This window comes from Pseudoxanthomonas broegbernensis (assembly GCF_014202435.1).
In the GTDB taxonomy this organism is placed as follows: Bacteria; Pseudomonadota; Gammaproteobacteria; order Xanthomonadales; family Xanthomonadaceae; genus Pseudoxanthomonas; species Pseudoxanthomonas broegbernensis.
In genome coordinates, this window is sequence record NZ_JACHGU010000008.1 from 63434 (window position 1) to 78504 (window position 15071).

The 15071-nt window shown below is 61.4% G+C and carries 14 protein-coding genes; 13 read left to right on the forward strand and 1 reads right to left on the reverse strand.

Annotation, left to right across the window (positions count from 1 at the left end):
• The first annotated feature begins 3 nt into the window (after positions 1–3).
• Both HNR76_RS13565 and HNR76_RS13570 read left to right on the forward strand, forming a co-directional pair.
• On the forward strand, positions 4–966 hold the full coding sequence (locus tag HNR76_RS13565; RefSeq protein WP_162311908.1) for a CsgG/HfaB family protein: 963 nt from the start codon (positions 4–6) through the stop codon (positions 964–966).
• Between the two features lie 247 nt (positions 967–1213).
• A complete protein-coding gene (locus HNR76_RS13570) occupies positions 1214–3088 on the forward strand; it encodes a glycoside hydrolase family 2 protein (RefSeq protein ID WP_162311909.1) in 1875 nt (624 codons plus the stop codon).
• Between the two features lie 89 nt (positions 3089–3177).
• Here the strand turns inward: HNR76_RS13570 and HNR76_RS13575 are convergent, their stop codons facing one another.
• Positions 3178–4248 (reverse strand): lipid A deacylase LpxR family protein, encoded by a 1071-nt coding sequence (locus tag HNR76_RS13575; RefSeq protein WP_221301498.1) that lies wholly within the window; start codon positions 4246–4248, stop codon positions 3178–3180.
• A gap of 127 nt (positions 4249–4375) precedes the next feature.
• On the opposite strand from HNR76_RS13575, the gene HNR76_RS13580 reads away from it, so the two are divergent.
• From HNR76_RS13580 to HNR76_RS13630, 11 genes are all read left to right on the forward strand, one after another.
• Positions 4376–4654, forward strand: coding sequence for a DUF493 family protein (locus tag HNR76_RS13580; RefSeq protein WP_162311910.1), 279 nt, complete (start codon positions 4376–4378; stop codon positions 4652–4654).
• Positions 4642–5352, forward strand: a complete 711-nt coding sequence (gene lipB, locus HNR76_RS13585) for a lipoyl(octanoyl) transferase LipB (RefSeq protein ID WP_162311911.1) — start codon at positions 4642–4644, stop codon at positions 5350–5352. Before HNR76_RS13580 ends, lipB begins: the two co-directional genes overlap by 13 nt.
• Before the next feature lie 627 nt (positions 5353–5979).
• Entirely contained in the window at positions 5980–6723 is a 744-nt protein-coding gene (locus tag HNR76_RS13590) for a hypothetical protein (protein ID WP_162311912.1), read from the forward strand.
• 111 nt (positions 6724–6834) lie between these two features.
• A complete protein-coding gene (locus tag HNR76_RS13595) occupies positions 6835–10881 on the forward strand; it encodes an RHS repeat-associated core domain-containing protein (protein ID WP_162311913.1) in 4047 nt (1348 codons plus the stop codon).
• A gap of 7 nt (positions 10882–10888) precedes the next feature.
• Entirely contained in the window at positions 10889–11290 is a 402-nt protein-coding gene (locus HNR76_RS13600; RefSeq protein WP_183982302.1) for a hypothetical protein, read from the forward strand.
• A 730-nt stretch (positions 11291–12020) separates the two neighbouring features.
• A complete protein-coding gene (locus HNR76_RS13605) occupies positions 12021–12767 on the forward strand; it encodes an RHS repeat-associated core domain-containing protein (protein WP_162311915.1) in 747 nt (248 codons plus the stop codon).
• A 35-nt stretch (positions 12768–12802) separates the two neighbouring features.
• A complete protein-coding gene (locus HNR76_RS13610; protein ID WP_162311916.1) occupies positions 12803–13117 on the forward strand; it encodes a hypothetical protein in 315 nt (104 codons plus the stop codon).
• Positions 13118–13212: 95 nt separating this feature from the next.
• Positions 13213–13398, forward strand: a complete 186-nt coding sequence (locus HNR76_RS13615) for a hypothetical protein (protein ID WP_162311917.1) — start codon at positions 13213–13215, stop codon at positions 13396–13398.
• A 37-nt stretch (positions 13399–13435) separates the two neighbouring features.
• Complete coding sequence (locus HNR76_RS13620) at positions 13436–13750, forward strand: DUF1153 domain-containing protein (RefSeq protein ID WP_162311918.1); 315 nt, start codon at positions 13436–13438, stop codon at positions 13748–13750.
• Positions 13747–14568: an IS3 family transposase gene (locus HNR76_RS13625; RefSeq protein WP_162311919.1), complete on the forward strand. Its 822-nt coding sequence runs from the start codon at positions 13747–13749 to the stop codon at positions 14566–14568. The genes HNR76_RS13620 and HNR76_RS13625 overlap by 4 nt, the downstream gene beginning before the upstream one ends.
• Positions 14569–14715: 147 nt before the next feature.
• Positions 14716–15071: transposase (locus HNR76_RS13630; protein ID WP_183982304.1), on the forward strand; the 356-nt coding region annotated here is incomplete at its 3' end.

Genomic DNA, 15071 nt, shown 5'->3' on the forward strand with positions numbered 1-15071 from the left:
GACATGCGTAAAGGGAATTCGAGGGCGGCGGCGCTGACCGCCGGCGTGCTGATCGCACTGACGGCGGCCGCGCCGGCGATGGCGCAGAGGCAGAGCACGCAGGACCAGCGCAAGCAGCAGACGGCCCAGATTCCGGTATGCGCCACGCCGCTGGGCAGCATCGCGGTGCTGGAGCCGGACGACGCGGTCAACTGGTGGACCGGCCAGCAACTGCCGGCACCGTCCAAGCTGATCAAGCTGTTCGTCAACAAGTCGCGCTGCTTCACCCTGGTCGACCGCGGCGCCGGCATGGCCGCCGCCCAGTTCGAGCGCGGCCTGGCCGCCGAGGGCGACTTGCGCCGCGGCTCCAACATCGGCAAGGGCCAGATCAAGGCCGCCGACTACGTGCTGGTCCCGGACCTGATCTCGCAGAACAGCAACGCCGGCGGCAACGCCATCGGCGGGCTGATCGGCGGCCTGGTCGGCGGCCATGCCGGCACCCTCATCGGCGGCCTGAACTTCAAGAAGAAGACCGCCGACGTGGTCCTGACCGTCACCGACGTGCGCTCCTCCGAGCAGGTGGCCATGGCCGAGGGCAGCGCCAAGAAGACCGACATCGGCTGGGGCGCCGGCGGCGGCCTGTTTTCCGGGGGCGGCTTCGGCGCCGCCGGCGTCAGCGGCTACGCCAATACCGAGATCGGCCAGGTCGTCACCCTGGCCTACCTGCAGGCCTACACCGACCTGATCGGCCAGCTCGGCGGCCTGCCCGACAACGCCGCGGCGGCCAACGTCACCCAGGCCCTGCGCGTGACCCGGCCGGCGCGCCTGCTGGCCAACGCCAAGGGCACCGGATCGGCCGTGCGCGACCTGGACCCGGGCATGCTGCTGTACCCCAGCGGCGAGAAGGACGGGCTGATGTGGGAAGTGGAGGACGAACTGGGCAACAAGGGCTGGGTCAACTCCACGATGACCGAACTGGCCAAGTGATCGAACCGGTCACGTGATCCGGGCCGGCGCTTGCGCGCCGGTGCCGTGTCCGGGCGAGGGGGCGGCCGGTGACGGCCACCCCTTCGGCATTCTTGACGGGCGTGAGGGGTTCCTTCCCGCAGAACGGCGCGGCGAGCCGCTTGCCATCGGCGGTGCGATGCCCGTGGCCGGTGCGCTATCCTCGGGCCGGCCCGTGTGCGCTTCATCCACCGGAGCGGGCGAAGGGGGACGTATCGTGGCATCGCGCATGTTCGTTCTGTGCTGGCTGCTGTCGCTGTGGGCCGCGGGTGCCTGCGCCGCTCCGGCGTCCGACGCGCCGATGCAGGTGTATACCCGCGCGACCCAATCGCTGGACGGCGAGTGGAAGGCCATCGTCGATCCCTACGAGAACGGTTACTACAACTACCGCTACGAGCCGTTCGACCGCCAGCCCGAGCCGCCGCCGGGCGCGTTCTTCACCGATTCGAAGATGAGGACGCCGTCGGAGCTGATCGAGTACGACTTCGACAAGTCGATCTCGCTGCAGGTGCCCGGCGACTGGAACACCCAGGACCCCAGGCTCTATTACTACGAGGGCAGCGTCTGGTACCGGAAGAAGTTCGATGCGCCTTCGCACCGGCCTTCCGACCGGGTCTTCGTCCATTTCGGCGCGGTCAACTACCGCGCCGACGTCTACCTCAACGGCCGCAAGCTCGGCGTGCACGAAGGCGGATTCACGCCCTTCCGGTTCGAAGTCACCGGCCGCCTGAAGGACGCGGGCAATTCGCTGGTCCTGAAGGTGGACAACAAGCGCCACGCCGACGGCGTGCCCACGCTGAACACCGACTGGTGGAACTACGGCGGCATCACCCGCTCGGTCGAGCTGGTCGTGGTGCCTGCGGTATTCGTGCGCGACTACCGGCTGGCGCTGGCCTCGCTCGAGGACCGGGAAGTGGAGGGCAGCGTCCTGCTGGATGGCGCGCAAGGCGGGGAGCGGGTCGTTCTTTCGCTGCCCGAGCTGGGCATCCGCGAGAGTGCCGAAGTGGCGGCGGACGGCCGCGCGGGGTTCCGCTTCCGCGTGCCCGGCGCGCACTTGTGGTCGCCGGGCAACCCCCGCCTGTACCGGGTGGAGATCGCCACCGAGGGCGATACCCTGGTCGATCGCGTCGGCCTGCGCACGATCGCCGCCCGCGGGCGGCAACTGCTGCTCAATGGCGAGCCGGTCTTCCTGCGCGGCATCTCCGTGCACGAGGAATACTCGGCCGACGGCGGCGGGCGGGTGCGCGATGCGCAGCAGGCCAGGCAACTGCTGCAGTGGGCCAAGGAACTGGACGCCAACTTCGTGCGCCTGGCCCACTATCCGCATAACGAGCACATCGTGCGCCTGGCCGACGAGATGGGCCTGCTGGCGTGGTCGGAGATCCCGGTCTACTGGACCATCGACTGGACCAACGAGGCAACCTACCGCAACGCGCAGGACCAGCTCGCGGCGATGATCGGCCGGGACGCGAACCGCGCTTCGGTCGTCGTCTGGTCGCTGGCCAACGAGACCCCGGTGTCCGAGGCACGCAACCGGTTCCTGTCGCGGCTGGTGGCCAAGGCCCGCGCGCTGGACGATACCCGCCTGCTCAGCGCCGCCATGGAGAAGCATTACCGCAGCGACGACCCCGATGTCGCGGTGGTGGAGGACCCGCTGGCGGACCTGCTGGACCTGGTCAGCTTCAACCAGTACATCGGCTGGTACGACGGCCCGCCGGAGAAGGCCGACCGCGTGCGCTGGGAGATCCCGTACGACAAGCCGGTGTTCGTCAGCGAATTCGGAGGCGATGCCCTGCAGGGCCTCCACGGCGATGCCGGCCAGATATGGACCGAGGAATTCCAGGAGAACCTGTACCGCAGGACCCTGGCGATGCTCGACAGGATCGAAGGCTATGCCGGCGTTTCGCCCTGGATCCTGGCCGACTTCCGTTCCCCGCGCCGGCTGCTGCCCGGCATCCAGGACGACTACAACCGCAAGGGCGTGATGTCGGAAAAGGGCGTCAAGAAGAAGGCGTTCTTCGTCCTGCGCGACTACTACCGCGGCCGGGCCGGGCAGGGGGGCGGTGGCGACGTAGCCGCTGCCGGCGCCGGGCCGCCGCCTTGATCGGCCCGGCCATCGCCCCGGCCTGCCGGTAGGCCCGGGCGCGAGCCGTCTCCGCTTTCCGTCTGCCGCCTGCTTCCGGTGCCGGGCGGTCAGAGCATGCGGCTGATGGTGAAGCTGCCGAACGCCGGCGCTTCCTCCTGCTTCTGGAATTCGCGGCTGCGGTGGTAGCGCGCCAGCGCGAACTTCCAGCGCCCGCGCATGATCGCCACGCCGTAGCCGAGGTCGGCCACCAGCGGCCGCCGGTCCACGCCGTGGCTGGCGCGGAAGGTGTTGCCGTCCAGGGTGATGTCGTGCAGCACCCAGCGCGCGTCGCTGGTCAGGAAAAGATGCGCCGACCAGCCGCGGGCGCGGCCGGCGATGCGCGGGGCGGTGTTCTCGCCGGCCGGGCGCAGCGGGGTGCTGCCGAAGTCGTCCGGGATCTTCCAGCCCAAGCGCACCTCCATGCCGGTGTTGGCGTGGGTGCTGAGGTTGCCCAGTGCACCGCCCCAGTGCGCGATCGCATCCCAGGCCCAGCCGTCGGCGTGGAAGCCGCCGTTGCCCGGCCAGCGGCGCATGCGCTCGTGCACCAGTCGCAGCACCGGCTCGTTGCGCAACTGGTGGTCCCAGCCCATGAACTCCTCGCTGCCGGTGAATCCGTGCACGGCTTCCTGCACCTGCCGGCCCAGCGCGGCCGGGCCGACCACGCCGACCTGCAGTTGGGTGGTGCGCAATTGCGACCGGTTGCGGGCGTTGAAGCCGAAACTGGCCAGCAGCACCGCCGCGTAGGGACGGTCGTTCTCGATCAGGTCGCTGCGGCTGTGGTCGGTCGGGGTGAACAGGCCCTGGCCGATCGAGAAGACCATGTTCTGCTGGTCGAACCTGCCCGGCTGCAGCCGCTCCAGGCGGCGGTTGATCCAGCGCGCCAGCCGCGGCAGGCAGGGGTCGTCGGTGTAGTCGTTCAGGTTGGGCGAGACCAGGGTGAGCTGGGCACCGTTGGTGTAGCCCTGGTCCTGATCCTCGCCGCCGAGCAGATCGTTGTCGACCCGGAAATTGACCGCTGGCGGGGTCTCGTCCATGCGGCTGCCGCTGCACTGGTTGGCGGCCAGGGCCGGCAGCCCGGGCAGGGCGAGCAGAACGGCCAGGGCGGGTGCAAGGACGGAGGGCGGTCGGCGGTGCGGCATCGGCGTTACCCGGGGCGATGCGGCATTAGAACCGCAACCGGGCCCACCTGGCGCGCCGGCCGGCTCAACGCAGCGTTGCGGCCCGGTACGGCTTGGGTTCGCCGCCGGCCGCCCCGATAATGCGGCCATGGAAATCAAGTCCGACAATCCCGAGCACGGCTTCCAGTTCCCCGGCACCTTCGAGCTCAGCGCCATGGGCGCGGCCGACAAGGGCCTGGAGAGCGAGCTTCCGAGACTCCTGGCGCAGGCCGGCGTGGAGGTGCTGGAGGAGAGCATCCAGTGGAAGCACTCCTCCAACGGCAGGTACGTGTCGGTGCGCATCGGCTTCCGCGCCGACAGCCGCGCGCAGTACGACGCCGCCCACCAGGCGCTGCGCGGCCACCCGGAAGTGAAGTGGACGCTCTAGGCGGCGATCGGCCGGCCTGCGACACGGAGGCGGCGCCGGCCCGCGCGCCGCTCCCGGCCCGCGTCTTCGACCTGGGCCGGCAGCCCTACGAGCCGGTGTGGCGGGCGATGCAGCGCTTCACCGACACCCGTGCCGAGGCGACCGCCGACGCGTTGTGGCTGGTCGAGCACGAGCCGGTGTTCACCCTGGGCCAGGCCGGCAAGCCCGAGCACGTGCTCGCCCCGGGCGACATCCCGGTGCTGCACGTGGACCGCGGCGGCCAGGTGACCTACCACGGCCCCGGCCAGATCGTGCTGTACCCGCTGCTGGACCTGCGCCGCCTCGGCATTGGCGTGCGCGAGTACGTGTGCCGGATCGAGCAGGCCGTCATCGACACCCTGGACGAATGGAACATCGGCGCGCAGCGGCGCGCGGGTGCGCCCGGGGTCTACGTGGGCGGCGCCAAGATTGCCGCGCTGGGCATCCGCGTGCGCCGCGGCTGCAGCTTCCACGGCCTGGCGTTCAACATCGGCATGGACCTGGAGCCGTTCCGGCGGATCAACCCCTGCGGCTACCAGGGCCTGCGGGTGACCTCGGTGCGCGACCTGGGCGGCCCCTCGGGGATGGATACGGCCAAGCCGGTGCTGCTGGAGCACGTCGCCCACCAGTTCGGCCTGGCCTTGCAGCCGCAGGCGGGCCTGCCGGATTTGGGCGGCTGAGGCTGCGGCGGCAACTACAAAGGCAACGGCATTGAGTTGGCTGGCTTTAGGGAGCGGCGTCATTCCCACGTCCGGGGCTGTGATCTGTCTCAAGGCGCCAGCAACGAGAGGCCAGCGCACTGTGCAGGTGCGCTGCCGACCTTTGGCGGCTGTCACGTAGGACTCCGGCTATCACCGCATCGGGGCGATAACCAAGGACCTGCCCACCGCTTTGGACAACAGCCGCTTGTCTCACGCCACCGCACGACTAGGTTCGCCTCGCTGCGGCGGGTTGCGGACCGAGTCGTGAATGCCCGATCCACAGGCTAAGCGAGCCGAGGCGGGCCTCTCAAGCGCCAGCCGGTACAGTCGGCGAAACCCGTACTGCATTGACATTCATTCGGTTACATTCGGATACTCGACCGATCCCCCGGGGGAAGCTGGCCGTATAGCGATTTGGCTCCAGAAGTCCAAGTGTGGATGTCCCAGAACGTTGCATAGTCACATCTACCTCGGGTTGCATCGCTTTTCTCAATTTGGCTATGAATCTTCCATTATTACGCCAAGCCTTACTTGAGCTTTTATGGAAGCCCACTCTTATGGATCGTTAGAAAAGGCCGCCTACCTTATATTTTGGAGTTCCCTGCCATGGATGACATCATGATTTCGGGCCTCATAGATTTGCGCGTGGCCTCAAGTGATTTCGTAAAGACCGAGCGATATGTCGCGCGCGCAAGCGATAGGGTCGGAAAATTCGGCACTTATCTTGCCCGAGAAAGAATATCGCAGGGTGTGATAGCGCAAAGCGAAACGGATCTTTCAAGCCCCGTACAGGTAGGCCGCATCGGGAATGAAGGCTTTGCATTTTTCTGGCGCGTCCTCGCACTTGGCCTTATCTTCATAGCCGGCACCTCTTATGCACAGAACGGTCACCATCTTGATAGTGATCAGGGCTCTGCTTACGCTCATTGCTGGGAAGATGCGAATGCGGCCATTGCCTCATCTTTGGCTGCAAATCCGAAGATGGAGGCTCGTGCCTATTCAGGCACGTGCGCAGTTCTCAGGATGACATCTGGAGTTCCGTACGGATATCACTCTCAGTTTCAGTACCGCGCCTTCTACGGAGCGGGGATCTACGGTGATTATCTGGTGGCTTGGCGCGAAGCGCATACATTCCCAATTCACGAAGTCTGCTCCTCCCGTGCCGCCAACCCAAGCGCCGGCGATGAGCAGGCGGTTAGCACCATCTCCTGCGACAACGGATGCGAGGTGGCCAAGCTGAGTGATGGCACCATCCATCTGACCGGCATGGTCTGCGTTCCACCTACTGAGCCAGACAAATATAAAGACAACTGCTGTGCCGAAAGCAGGTCGTCGGCGGCTGGATCTTAAACAGCGGAATGAGATCGCCGCAAGACTAGGCGCATGAGTGGTGTCAGCTAAATCTGTCGAACTTTCACCATTATGCTGGTTAGCTGTCACGTTCTCTCAAGGAGGAAAAATGTGAGCAGGAAGACCCCAGCGATTTCCGTGATTCAGATGGCCAGCTTTGCTTTTCTATTTACTTCTTTATCTCATCAGGTACCAGCCTCAGCCTCGACGATGGCGGAGGCTACGTCGAATACGTATATCGCCACCTCGGGTGATCCGGGCGAACCATTTACTGCCGGCAATCCAATCAACTTCCACACCGGTGTCAAGCTGGAGGCGGCTGATGACTATGCGGTCGACGGATCGCACTTGGCGTTCTCAAGGTTCTACACCAGCGCCAAAGACTTGCACGCGGCAACTCAGATGGGTAAGGCATGGCGACACAACTTCATGCGCAATATAGTTGTTGTGGATGCGGAGACTGTTCGTGTCACGCGCCCATCTGGCAACGCCTATACATACCGGAAGCGCTTTGGCGAGTGGATGCGCGAGATTGACGTTAACTATGTACTTTCAGAAGTAATAACCGATAACATCTTTTCAGGATGGACTCTTCGGGGGCCTGACAATTCTAAAGAGTATTTCAACCCGAACGGCTTCTTGACTTCTATTGAGTGGAGTGACGGTGACTTTATTTATTTATCCTATGATGGTGATTTTCTCGCCACAGTTACCGACTCGCGAGGACGCAGCCTGCAATTCATATATACGGATGAACTCCTGACGGGAGTGATTCAACCTGACGCCCGTGAGCTGATATACAGCTACGACTCGAATGATCGACTGAGTAAGGTGGAGTTTAAAGATGATGGCGTAGTTACTCAGGTTGCACGCTACGGCTACACCAGTGCGGATCATGAAACTGCATTGACGGAGCGGCGAGATGAATCAGATGCCATTTATGCGACCTGGGAGTACGACGCGCAGGGCCGCGCGATTAGCAGTACGCACGGAGCCCCCGCAGGTGGTATCGATCGCGTAACCTTCGCCTACCAGGCGGGAAGTACCGTCGTTACCGACGCTGTAGGCCATCAGTCTGTCGTCAGCAAATTAGTGGTGAATCGACGCGCGAAGTCTTCCGGCTTCAGCGCGCCTTGTCCTGCGTGCAATGGCGAGGCTTATGCGAGCCAGACCTATGATTTTAGCGGCAATCCTAGGGTGCACACCGATTTCGGCGGCCGTGTAACAGAGTTCGAGTACACCTCAGAAAATTTGCTGTCCAGGATTGTCGAGGCAGCCGATCAGCCTAACTACACGCGATCGACTGAAACTCACTGGCACACAGCTTTTAGGCTTCCTACTCAGCGCGACACGAGAGATCACACCGGCACACTTGTCCAGCGTTTAACTTGGGCGTACAACACGCGTGGACAAGTGACCTCTGCGACCATCATTGACCCGGCAAGCGCGGCTAGCCGTACCACCAGTTACGGCTACTGTGAGGCTGCCGACGTTGCAGCCGCACTCTGTCCGCGAGAAGGACTCCTTCTATGGGTGGACGGTCCACTCATTGACAAGGTTGATCAGACTACCTATTCCTACTACCCGAGTAGCGCTCCAAGCTGTACGGCAGTGCCGAGTTCTTGCCCGTATCGTAAAGGAGACTTGTGGCGAGTCACGAATGCACTAGGTCAGGCGACTGAAGTCCTGGCGTACGATGGTGCAGGCAGGCCGCTCACCGTTAGTGACGCTAACGGCGTGATAACCGACTATGAGTACCATGCTCGCGGCTGGCTGGCTGGGTCTACCACGAGAGGCGATCAAGGAACCTGGGATACCGGACATACGGCGTTCCGCATCCAGTACTGGCCCACAGGTCTGGTGAGGCGCATCACTCAAGCTGACGAGACCTATTTAGAATACAGCTACGATCAGGCTCATCGCCTCGTTCTAGTCAGCGACCAAGCAGGCAACTCAATTCGCTATCAGCTGGACAATGCCGGGAATCGCATTTCTGAAGAAATTAAAGATACGGGCGGGACGCTCAAGCATCGTTTGAATCGCGCATTCAGCAGCACACGGCAGTTGCAGACGCTGGCGGATGCTCAGGCTAACCAAACCCACTTTGCATACGATTCCAGTGGCAACCTCAGCGGCATCACCAATGCCTTGGGCGCCCTCGACTCCCGTAGCTTCGATCCACTGAATCGCCTATCGCGTTCCGTGCAGGATGTAGGTGGCGTGAACTCTGAGGCTCACTATAGCTACGATGCTTTGGACAATCTCGTACAGGTAAGGGATCCCAAAGGCCTGCTTACCCATTACGAGCGGGACGGATTCGGGCAGATCCGGGCGCTGCACAGTCCAGATACCGGAGCTACTCATTATTCCTATGACTCCGGTGGGAATAGAACACAACAAGTGGACGCGCGTGGCCAAGCAAGTGTCTATAGTTACGACGCACTCAATCGTTTGATCGGCGTTTCGTATCCTGTTGGAGCAGATGAGGACGTTACGTTTCAATACGACCTGACTTCCTCTTGGTGCCAAACTGGAGAGACGTTCTCTGTCGGGCGTCTGGCAGTCATGTCGGATGGGAGCGGAAGCATCCACTACTGCTATACCCGCTTGGGTGAGCTAGCTAGGAAGGTACAGATAACCAATGGCCAGGTTCTCAACCTGAGCTACTTTTATATAGCGGGACGGTTGCGCAGAGTGACCTATCCGGACCAGACGGTTGTGGACTACGTGCACGACAGCATGGGGCGCGTCGTCGAAGTTGGGGTGACGCCCTTTGGTGCGCCTCGGCAAGTGCTAGTTACCGGATCGACATACGAGCCGTTCGGTCCAATATCTGGCTGGATCTATGGTAATGGACGTCAGATGACCAGGGCTCACGACCAAGACTACCGGGCGAAGATTATTGAAGACACGTCCAACGGTATTGAACTGCACTACACATACGATGCCGTTGGTCAAATTGTAGGGCTCACCGCGAGCGGTACATCCTCCGTTGCGATCAGCCTTGGCTATGATGGCGCTGGGCGGCTGACCTCATTAGGTGATGACGTTTCCGGACTCCCCATCGAAAGCTACACGTATGACGCAACCGGAAACCGAACCAGTCTGGCGGGAGTAAATACATACACTTATGCTATTGACAGCCATCGACTTACTGGTGTGAGTGGTGTTTCACGTAGTTACGACCTCTCCGGCAATACAACTTCTATCGGTGGTCAGGAGCGCGAATTCATATATGGTTCCGCGGGTCGGATGACCCAAGTGAAGCGAGATGGGCTTCCGGCCATGGACTACGTTTATAACGGTATGGGTGAGCAGGTAAGGCGCCATCTCGACACAACGCACGACATTACCTTCATGTACGATGAGCACGGCAGGCTCCTTGGTGAGTATGGCTCAGGCGGCATCGCGCTTAGGCAGTACATTTGGCTAGGCGATCTACCGATCGGCATGATGGCCGGGCAGCGACTCCATTACATTCAACCGGATCATCTCGGCACTCCCCGCGCCGTCATTGATCCTGTGCGCGATGAGGCGATCTGGACTTGGCAATTGACCAGTGAGGCTTTCGGCAACAGCCCGCCGCATGCAGATCCGGATCAGGACGGGGTTGAGTTTGAGATGCCACTGCGCTTCCCGGGCCAACGCTATGACCCCTTCAGTGGGCTCAACTACAACTATTTCCGCAACTATGATCCCGCCACTGGCAGGTACATCGAAAGCGATCTAATCGGATTGGGTGGAGGATTAAATACGTATGCCTATGTCGGGGGGAATCCCATTAACCTCGTAGATGAGCTTGGGTTGCAAGGAAGAAGGCCTAACTCCTGGAACAGATTCCAGCAGCAGGCTGGCGGCCGCGGACTAACGCAGTCTGAAATCCTCTCAATTTATCGTCAGACACAACTTCAGAACATGGGGTGGAATCGGCCTCTTCAGAACGCACTAGATAATTTCCCTAGCCCGGTTCCTGTCCCGGATATAAGTACGGTTAAGTGCGACATCCATGGTTATTGCACCGTTGAAGTGAATACATGTACGTGTGCTAAAGAAACGATGACAGCTTGCCCGGCAAAGAAGGAGCCTGTTGTTGGGCCAATGCCTCAAGACAACCCGACGTGTTCCTGTAGTAAATCAGTCATGCCCATTAATATCTGAGGTTGTCATGACAAATGCTTATCGACTTCTACTCGTTTTCCTTCTTATGTTGTTATTGACGTCATTCTTTTCTCCTTGGAGTTTTGCATACGGAAATGGCTCAATAGCTGCTCTCGGTTGGCTTGGTGCGAATTCCATGATCGGAGAGAAGGCAATAATTGCATTGAGCAATATGCTCACGGTTGTTTACGTTTGTGCCTACCTCGGAATGATCCTCTACAAGAAGTGGGCTCGCGCGTTGCTAACCACAACAGCATTGTTGGGAGGCCTTTCTATCCCGCTTTATGGGATGTCGGTGCAGTCTGGATACGAGGCGATGCTTGGTTACTTCGCCACTCTGGGCGATGGCATGGTCATTGCCCTATCGTTTTTCTCTGAGTTGAGGTTGAAATTCTCAAAAGCAGGTTAGCGATATGGATCCTTTCGTAGTTGCAGCACTCATCATTTCCAGCTTGCTCAGCATATTCCTCATTTTTAAGCTTCTATCGAGCCGAAGAAGCTTGCCTGAGAAATGCCTTTTCTTCACAGCATTGCTGATTCCTCTCGTTGGGCCACTTCTTTATCTGTTTCTGAGGGAGGAGGTTCCCTCCCAGTTGCCCATGTTAAGAAATACTGGTCCAAGGGGCGCATACGCGAATTGGATGATTTCAATTCAGGCAATCATGGCTGAGTCGGATCATAATAAATCCGATGAGCAAAGAGGTGAGGAAAATGCCGAGGATAATGGAGAGGATCAAGGCTAAAGGGATGTAGCCAACGTATCAGGAACCGTAGAGCGGGTCTTTGACCCGCCGCATCGAAGTCAAGAAGCCCCGTCAAGTGCGGGGCTTCTCCTTAGGGGATGCCTGATCAAAGCGCCACGGTAGCGCGCCTTGGTTACGACGGGTTCAACCGCACCAACGGCATCAGCCGCAGTACGGCCGTGAGCTGGCCGGAACTCAACTACACCACGGTCAGCCTGCCGGCGGGCGCCTACAGCTACGGCTACAACGCACTGGACGAGCGCACGTGGAAGCAGACGGCGACCCTGGGCACCACCCGTTTCGTGTACGGGCCCAACAGCGCGCTGCTGGGCGAGCGCCGGGAGAGCGACGGGCAGTGGACCAGCTACCTGTGGTTCGGGGGGCGAGTTGGTCGGCATGGTCCGGGGCACCACGCTGTACTACATCCATGGCGACCACCTGGGCCGGCCGGAGATCGTGACCAGTACCGGCAAGGCGGTGGTGTGGCGGGCCAGCAACTACGGCTGGGACCGGGCGGTGACCACGGACAGCATCGGCGGGCTTAACATCGGCTTCCCGGGGCAGTACTACGATCAGGAAACCAACCTCTGGTACAACATGAACCGGTATTACGACGCGCGGCTGGGGGCGTACACGCAGGTCGATCCGATCGGGCTGGCGGGTGGGTTGAATCCGTATGCCTATGTCGGAGGGAATCCAATCTCGTACATCGACCCGCTTGGGCTTGAAGGGTTAGACCCGCTATGGGGTGCGATATACGACATGACAGGTGGATGGAGTCCGAGTCAAACGACTGTGGATGTCGTGACCGGATTCGGTGATGGCGTGTACAACGCAGTCACGCTTGGTATAGGCGATCTTCAAGACGTCCGCGATGCTTTGGATATCGACGGAGGAGTTGATCCTTGCTCAGAGGCTTATCAATGGGCGAAGGTTGCTGGGCAGGTGCAAGGTTCGGTTGCGCTTGGTGGAGCAGCAGCAAGCAAGGCTTTCCGGCCAGGTGGTTGGACGAACAGCAATCGCTATCTTCGTGTCGGATGGGGCAGGCATCAGGGGAATCAGGTATTCCGGGCATCTGGCCAGTGGGTCAGGACACCATCAGGGCACATCGACATTTTTAGGGGCGGACGATGGGGACGCTGACTGAATTTTCCCCGACGGGCTTCCAGAAGAAGTGCGTGGCTGGGCTGACCAACCTCATTTTGACGAATGGTGGAGAACTGGTAGGTACCGAAACGTCTGGTGTTAGGGAGACCTACATGGAGGTGAAATTCACCCTGCCGGACGCATCTCATGCGGTGGCATGGATATACGAAGACGAATGCATGCTGACCGCTAGAGGCGGTTCGTATCACTTCGAGAAGCCGGACTTCGGGAGCCCGGAGGAAATGCAGGTGTCGTTCCTTGATCTAGTTTCTTCTGTCTTGCGCGGAGAAAATCCGCGTTCCAAAGGCAGTCACTGGATCGGCTTGTTCCGTGGGCGCGAATTGTAGGAAGCCCGCGTAGGACGGGGCTCTGACCCGCCGCCATGAAACAAACGAAGCCCCGCATTGCGGGGCTTCTCTTTTAGCGGCTGCTGTTACCGTTGTTGTCAGCTTCGCAGCTCACCGACGATCTGCTTGGTGCGGTGCTTGACGATCATGCCGTCGAGCATGGCCTTGATGGCCTGGCGATCTTCGGGCGGCAGTTGCCGCACCGCTTCAAATTGAAGCTTGAGGTCGTCGCCCGGCCCGCGTTCGTCCGGGTCGAAGATCAGGGTGTAATGACCCAGTGATTTCCTGCTCAGGTGTTACTTTGCGAAGGAGACACCCATGAGCGTGATGATGGAAGAGGAAATCAAGCGTTGGACGGCCCGGCGCAAGTCGGCGCTGGTACTGGAGATCATCCAGGGCAAGACCACCGTTTCGGAGGCGAGCCGTCAGTTCGATCTGGCGCCCTCGGAGATTGAAGAGTGGATGGAGCATGCCAAGGCCGGCATGGAGAACGCGCTGCGCGCCAAGCCTGAGGATGTGCGCGAGCAGTACGAGCGACAGCTCAGGGACCTGCAGGAGGCCTACGGCGAGGCCATGCTGGAGCTGCGCGCGCGAAAAAAAGCGCAGTCCCTGTTGGGCAAGGACGAGAGTTGATCCTCTCGATCCAGCAGGGACTGAAGGACGATGGTTACGAGGTATCGATCAGCAAGCTGTGCCGCTGGTTCGATGTGCCGCGCAGGACGGTGTACTACCGGGCGACCAAGGCCGAGCCCAAGGTCCGGTCTGAGCTGGCCGAGCCGATCAAGCAGCTGATCGAGGAGGAGCCATCGTTCGGTTACCGCACGGTGGCGGCGCTTCTGGGCATGAACAAGAGCACCGTGCAGCGGATCTTCCAGCTCATGGGTTGGCAGGTCCGCAAGCGTGCCGTGGGTCAACGTCCGCGGATCCAGGCGCTGCCGTCGGTGGCCGCGGCGCCCGATCAGCGCTGGGCGACCGACCTGTGCCGCATCTGGGGCGGCCGGGATGGCTGGCTGACGCTGGCCCTGGTCATCGACTGCTACAGCCGCCAGCTGCTGGGCTGGCAGCTCTCGCGCAGCGGCAAGGCCAGTACGGCGGCGGCAGCACTGGAGCAAGCGCTGATCACCCGCTACGGCACGCTGGGGCGGGTGCCCGAGTCCTTCCTGTTGCGTTCGGACAACGGCCTGGTCTTCACCAGCCGCCACTACACGCGCCTGGTGCGTAGCTACGGCCTGAAGCAGGAGTTCATCACCCCGCACTGCCCCCAGCAGAACGGGATGGTGGAACGTGTTATCCGGACGCTGAAGGAGCAATGCGTTCATCGGCACCGGTTCGAAACCCAGCAGCACGCCATGCGCGTGATCAGCGACTGGATCCAGTTCTACAACTTCCGCCGCCCACACCAGGCGCTGGGAATGAAGACACCCGCTGAGGCGTATGCTTTAGCGGCCTGACCTGAGCAGAAACCGCTGGGTCATTAGTCGTCCCTGAAAAACCCATCCCACGCATGAGGTATAGCCGTTTCCGCGCATTTCCTGCGTGCCGGCACTCCCCGTTTTCGCTACGCTGAGCGCTGTTTCCTTGCAGTCTGGAACCAGCACATGCGCAAGCAGCCCGTTGCCGTGGATAGTGCCGCAGCCCACGCCGACGATCTTTTCCGCTCCCGCCTGGAGAACCAGATCGACCTGCGCCATCCGCTGGCCAAGCTCGCCAACCGGATGCCGTGGGCAGGCCTGGAGGATGCGTTGGCGCCGACCCTGCCGCCCGATCCCGAGCGCGGTGGCCGTCCGTCACTGCCGGTGCGGCTGATGGCCGGCCTGCTGTATCTCAAGCACGCCCATGACCTGTCCGACGAAGAGGTTTGCGTGCGCTGGCTGGAGAACCCGTACTGGCAGTTCTTCACCGGCGAGGTGGTGTTCCAGACGCGGTTGCCGTGCAACCCCAGTTCGCTGACGCG

Excerpts from the sequence above, each read along its gene's own strand:
- HNR76_RS13565 (WP_162311908.1), top strand. The coding sequence starts at position 4 with ATGCGTAAAGGGAATTCGAGGGCGGCGGCGCTGACCGCCGGCGTGCTG.
- HNR76_RS13570 (WP_162311909.1), top strand. The coding sequence starts at position 1,214 with ATGTTCGTTCTGTGCTGGCTGCTGTCGCTGTGGGCCGCGGGTGCCTGC.
- HNR76_RS13575 (WP_221301498.1), bottom strand. The coding sequence starts at position 4,248 with ATGCCGCACCGCCGACCGCCCTCCGTCCTTGCACCCGCCCTGGCCGTT.
- HNR76_RS13580 (WP_162311910.1), top strand. The coding sequence starts at position 4,376 with ATGGAAATCAAGTCCGACAATCCCGAGCACGGCTTCCAGTTCCCCGGC.
- HNR76_RS13590 (WP_162311912.1), top strand. The coding sequence starts at position 5,980 with ATGGATGACATCATGATTTCGGGCCTCATAGATTTGCGCGTGGCCTCA.
- HNR76_RS13600 (WP_183982302.1), top strand. The coding sequence starts at position 10,889 with ATGACAAATGCTTATCGACTTCTACTCGTTTTCCTTCTTATGTTGTTA.
- HNR76_RS13605 (WP_162311915.1), top strand. The coding sequence starts at position 12,021 with ATGGTCCGGGGCACCACGCTGTACTACATCCATGGCGACCACCTGGGC.
- HNR76_RS13620 (WP_162311918.1), top strand. The coding sequence starts at position 13,436 with ATGAGCGTGATGATGGAAGAGGAAATCAAGCGTTGGACGGCCCGGCGC.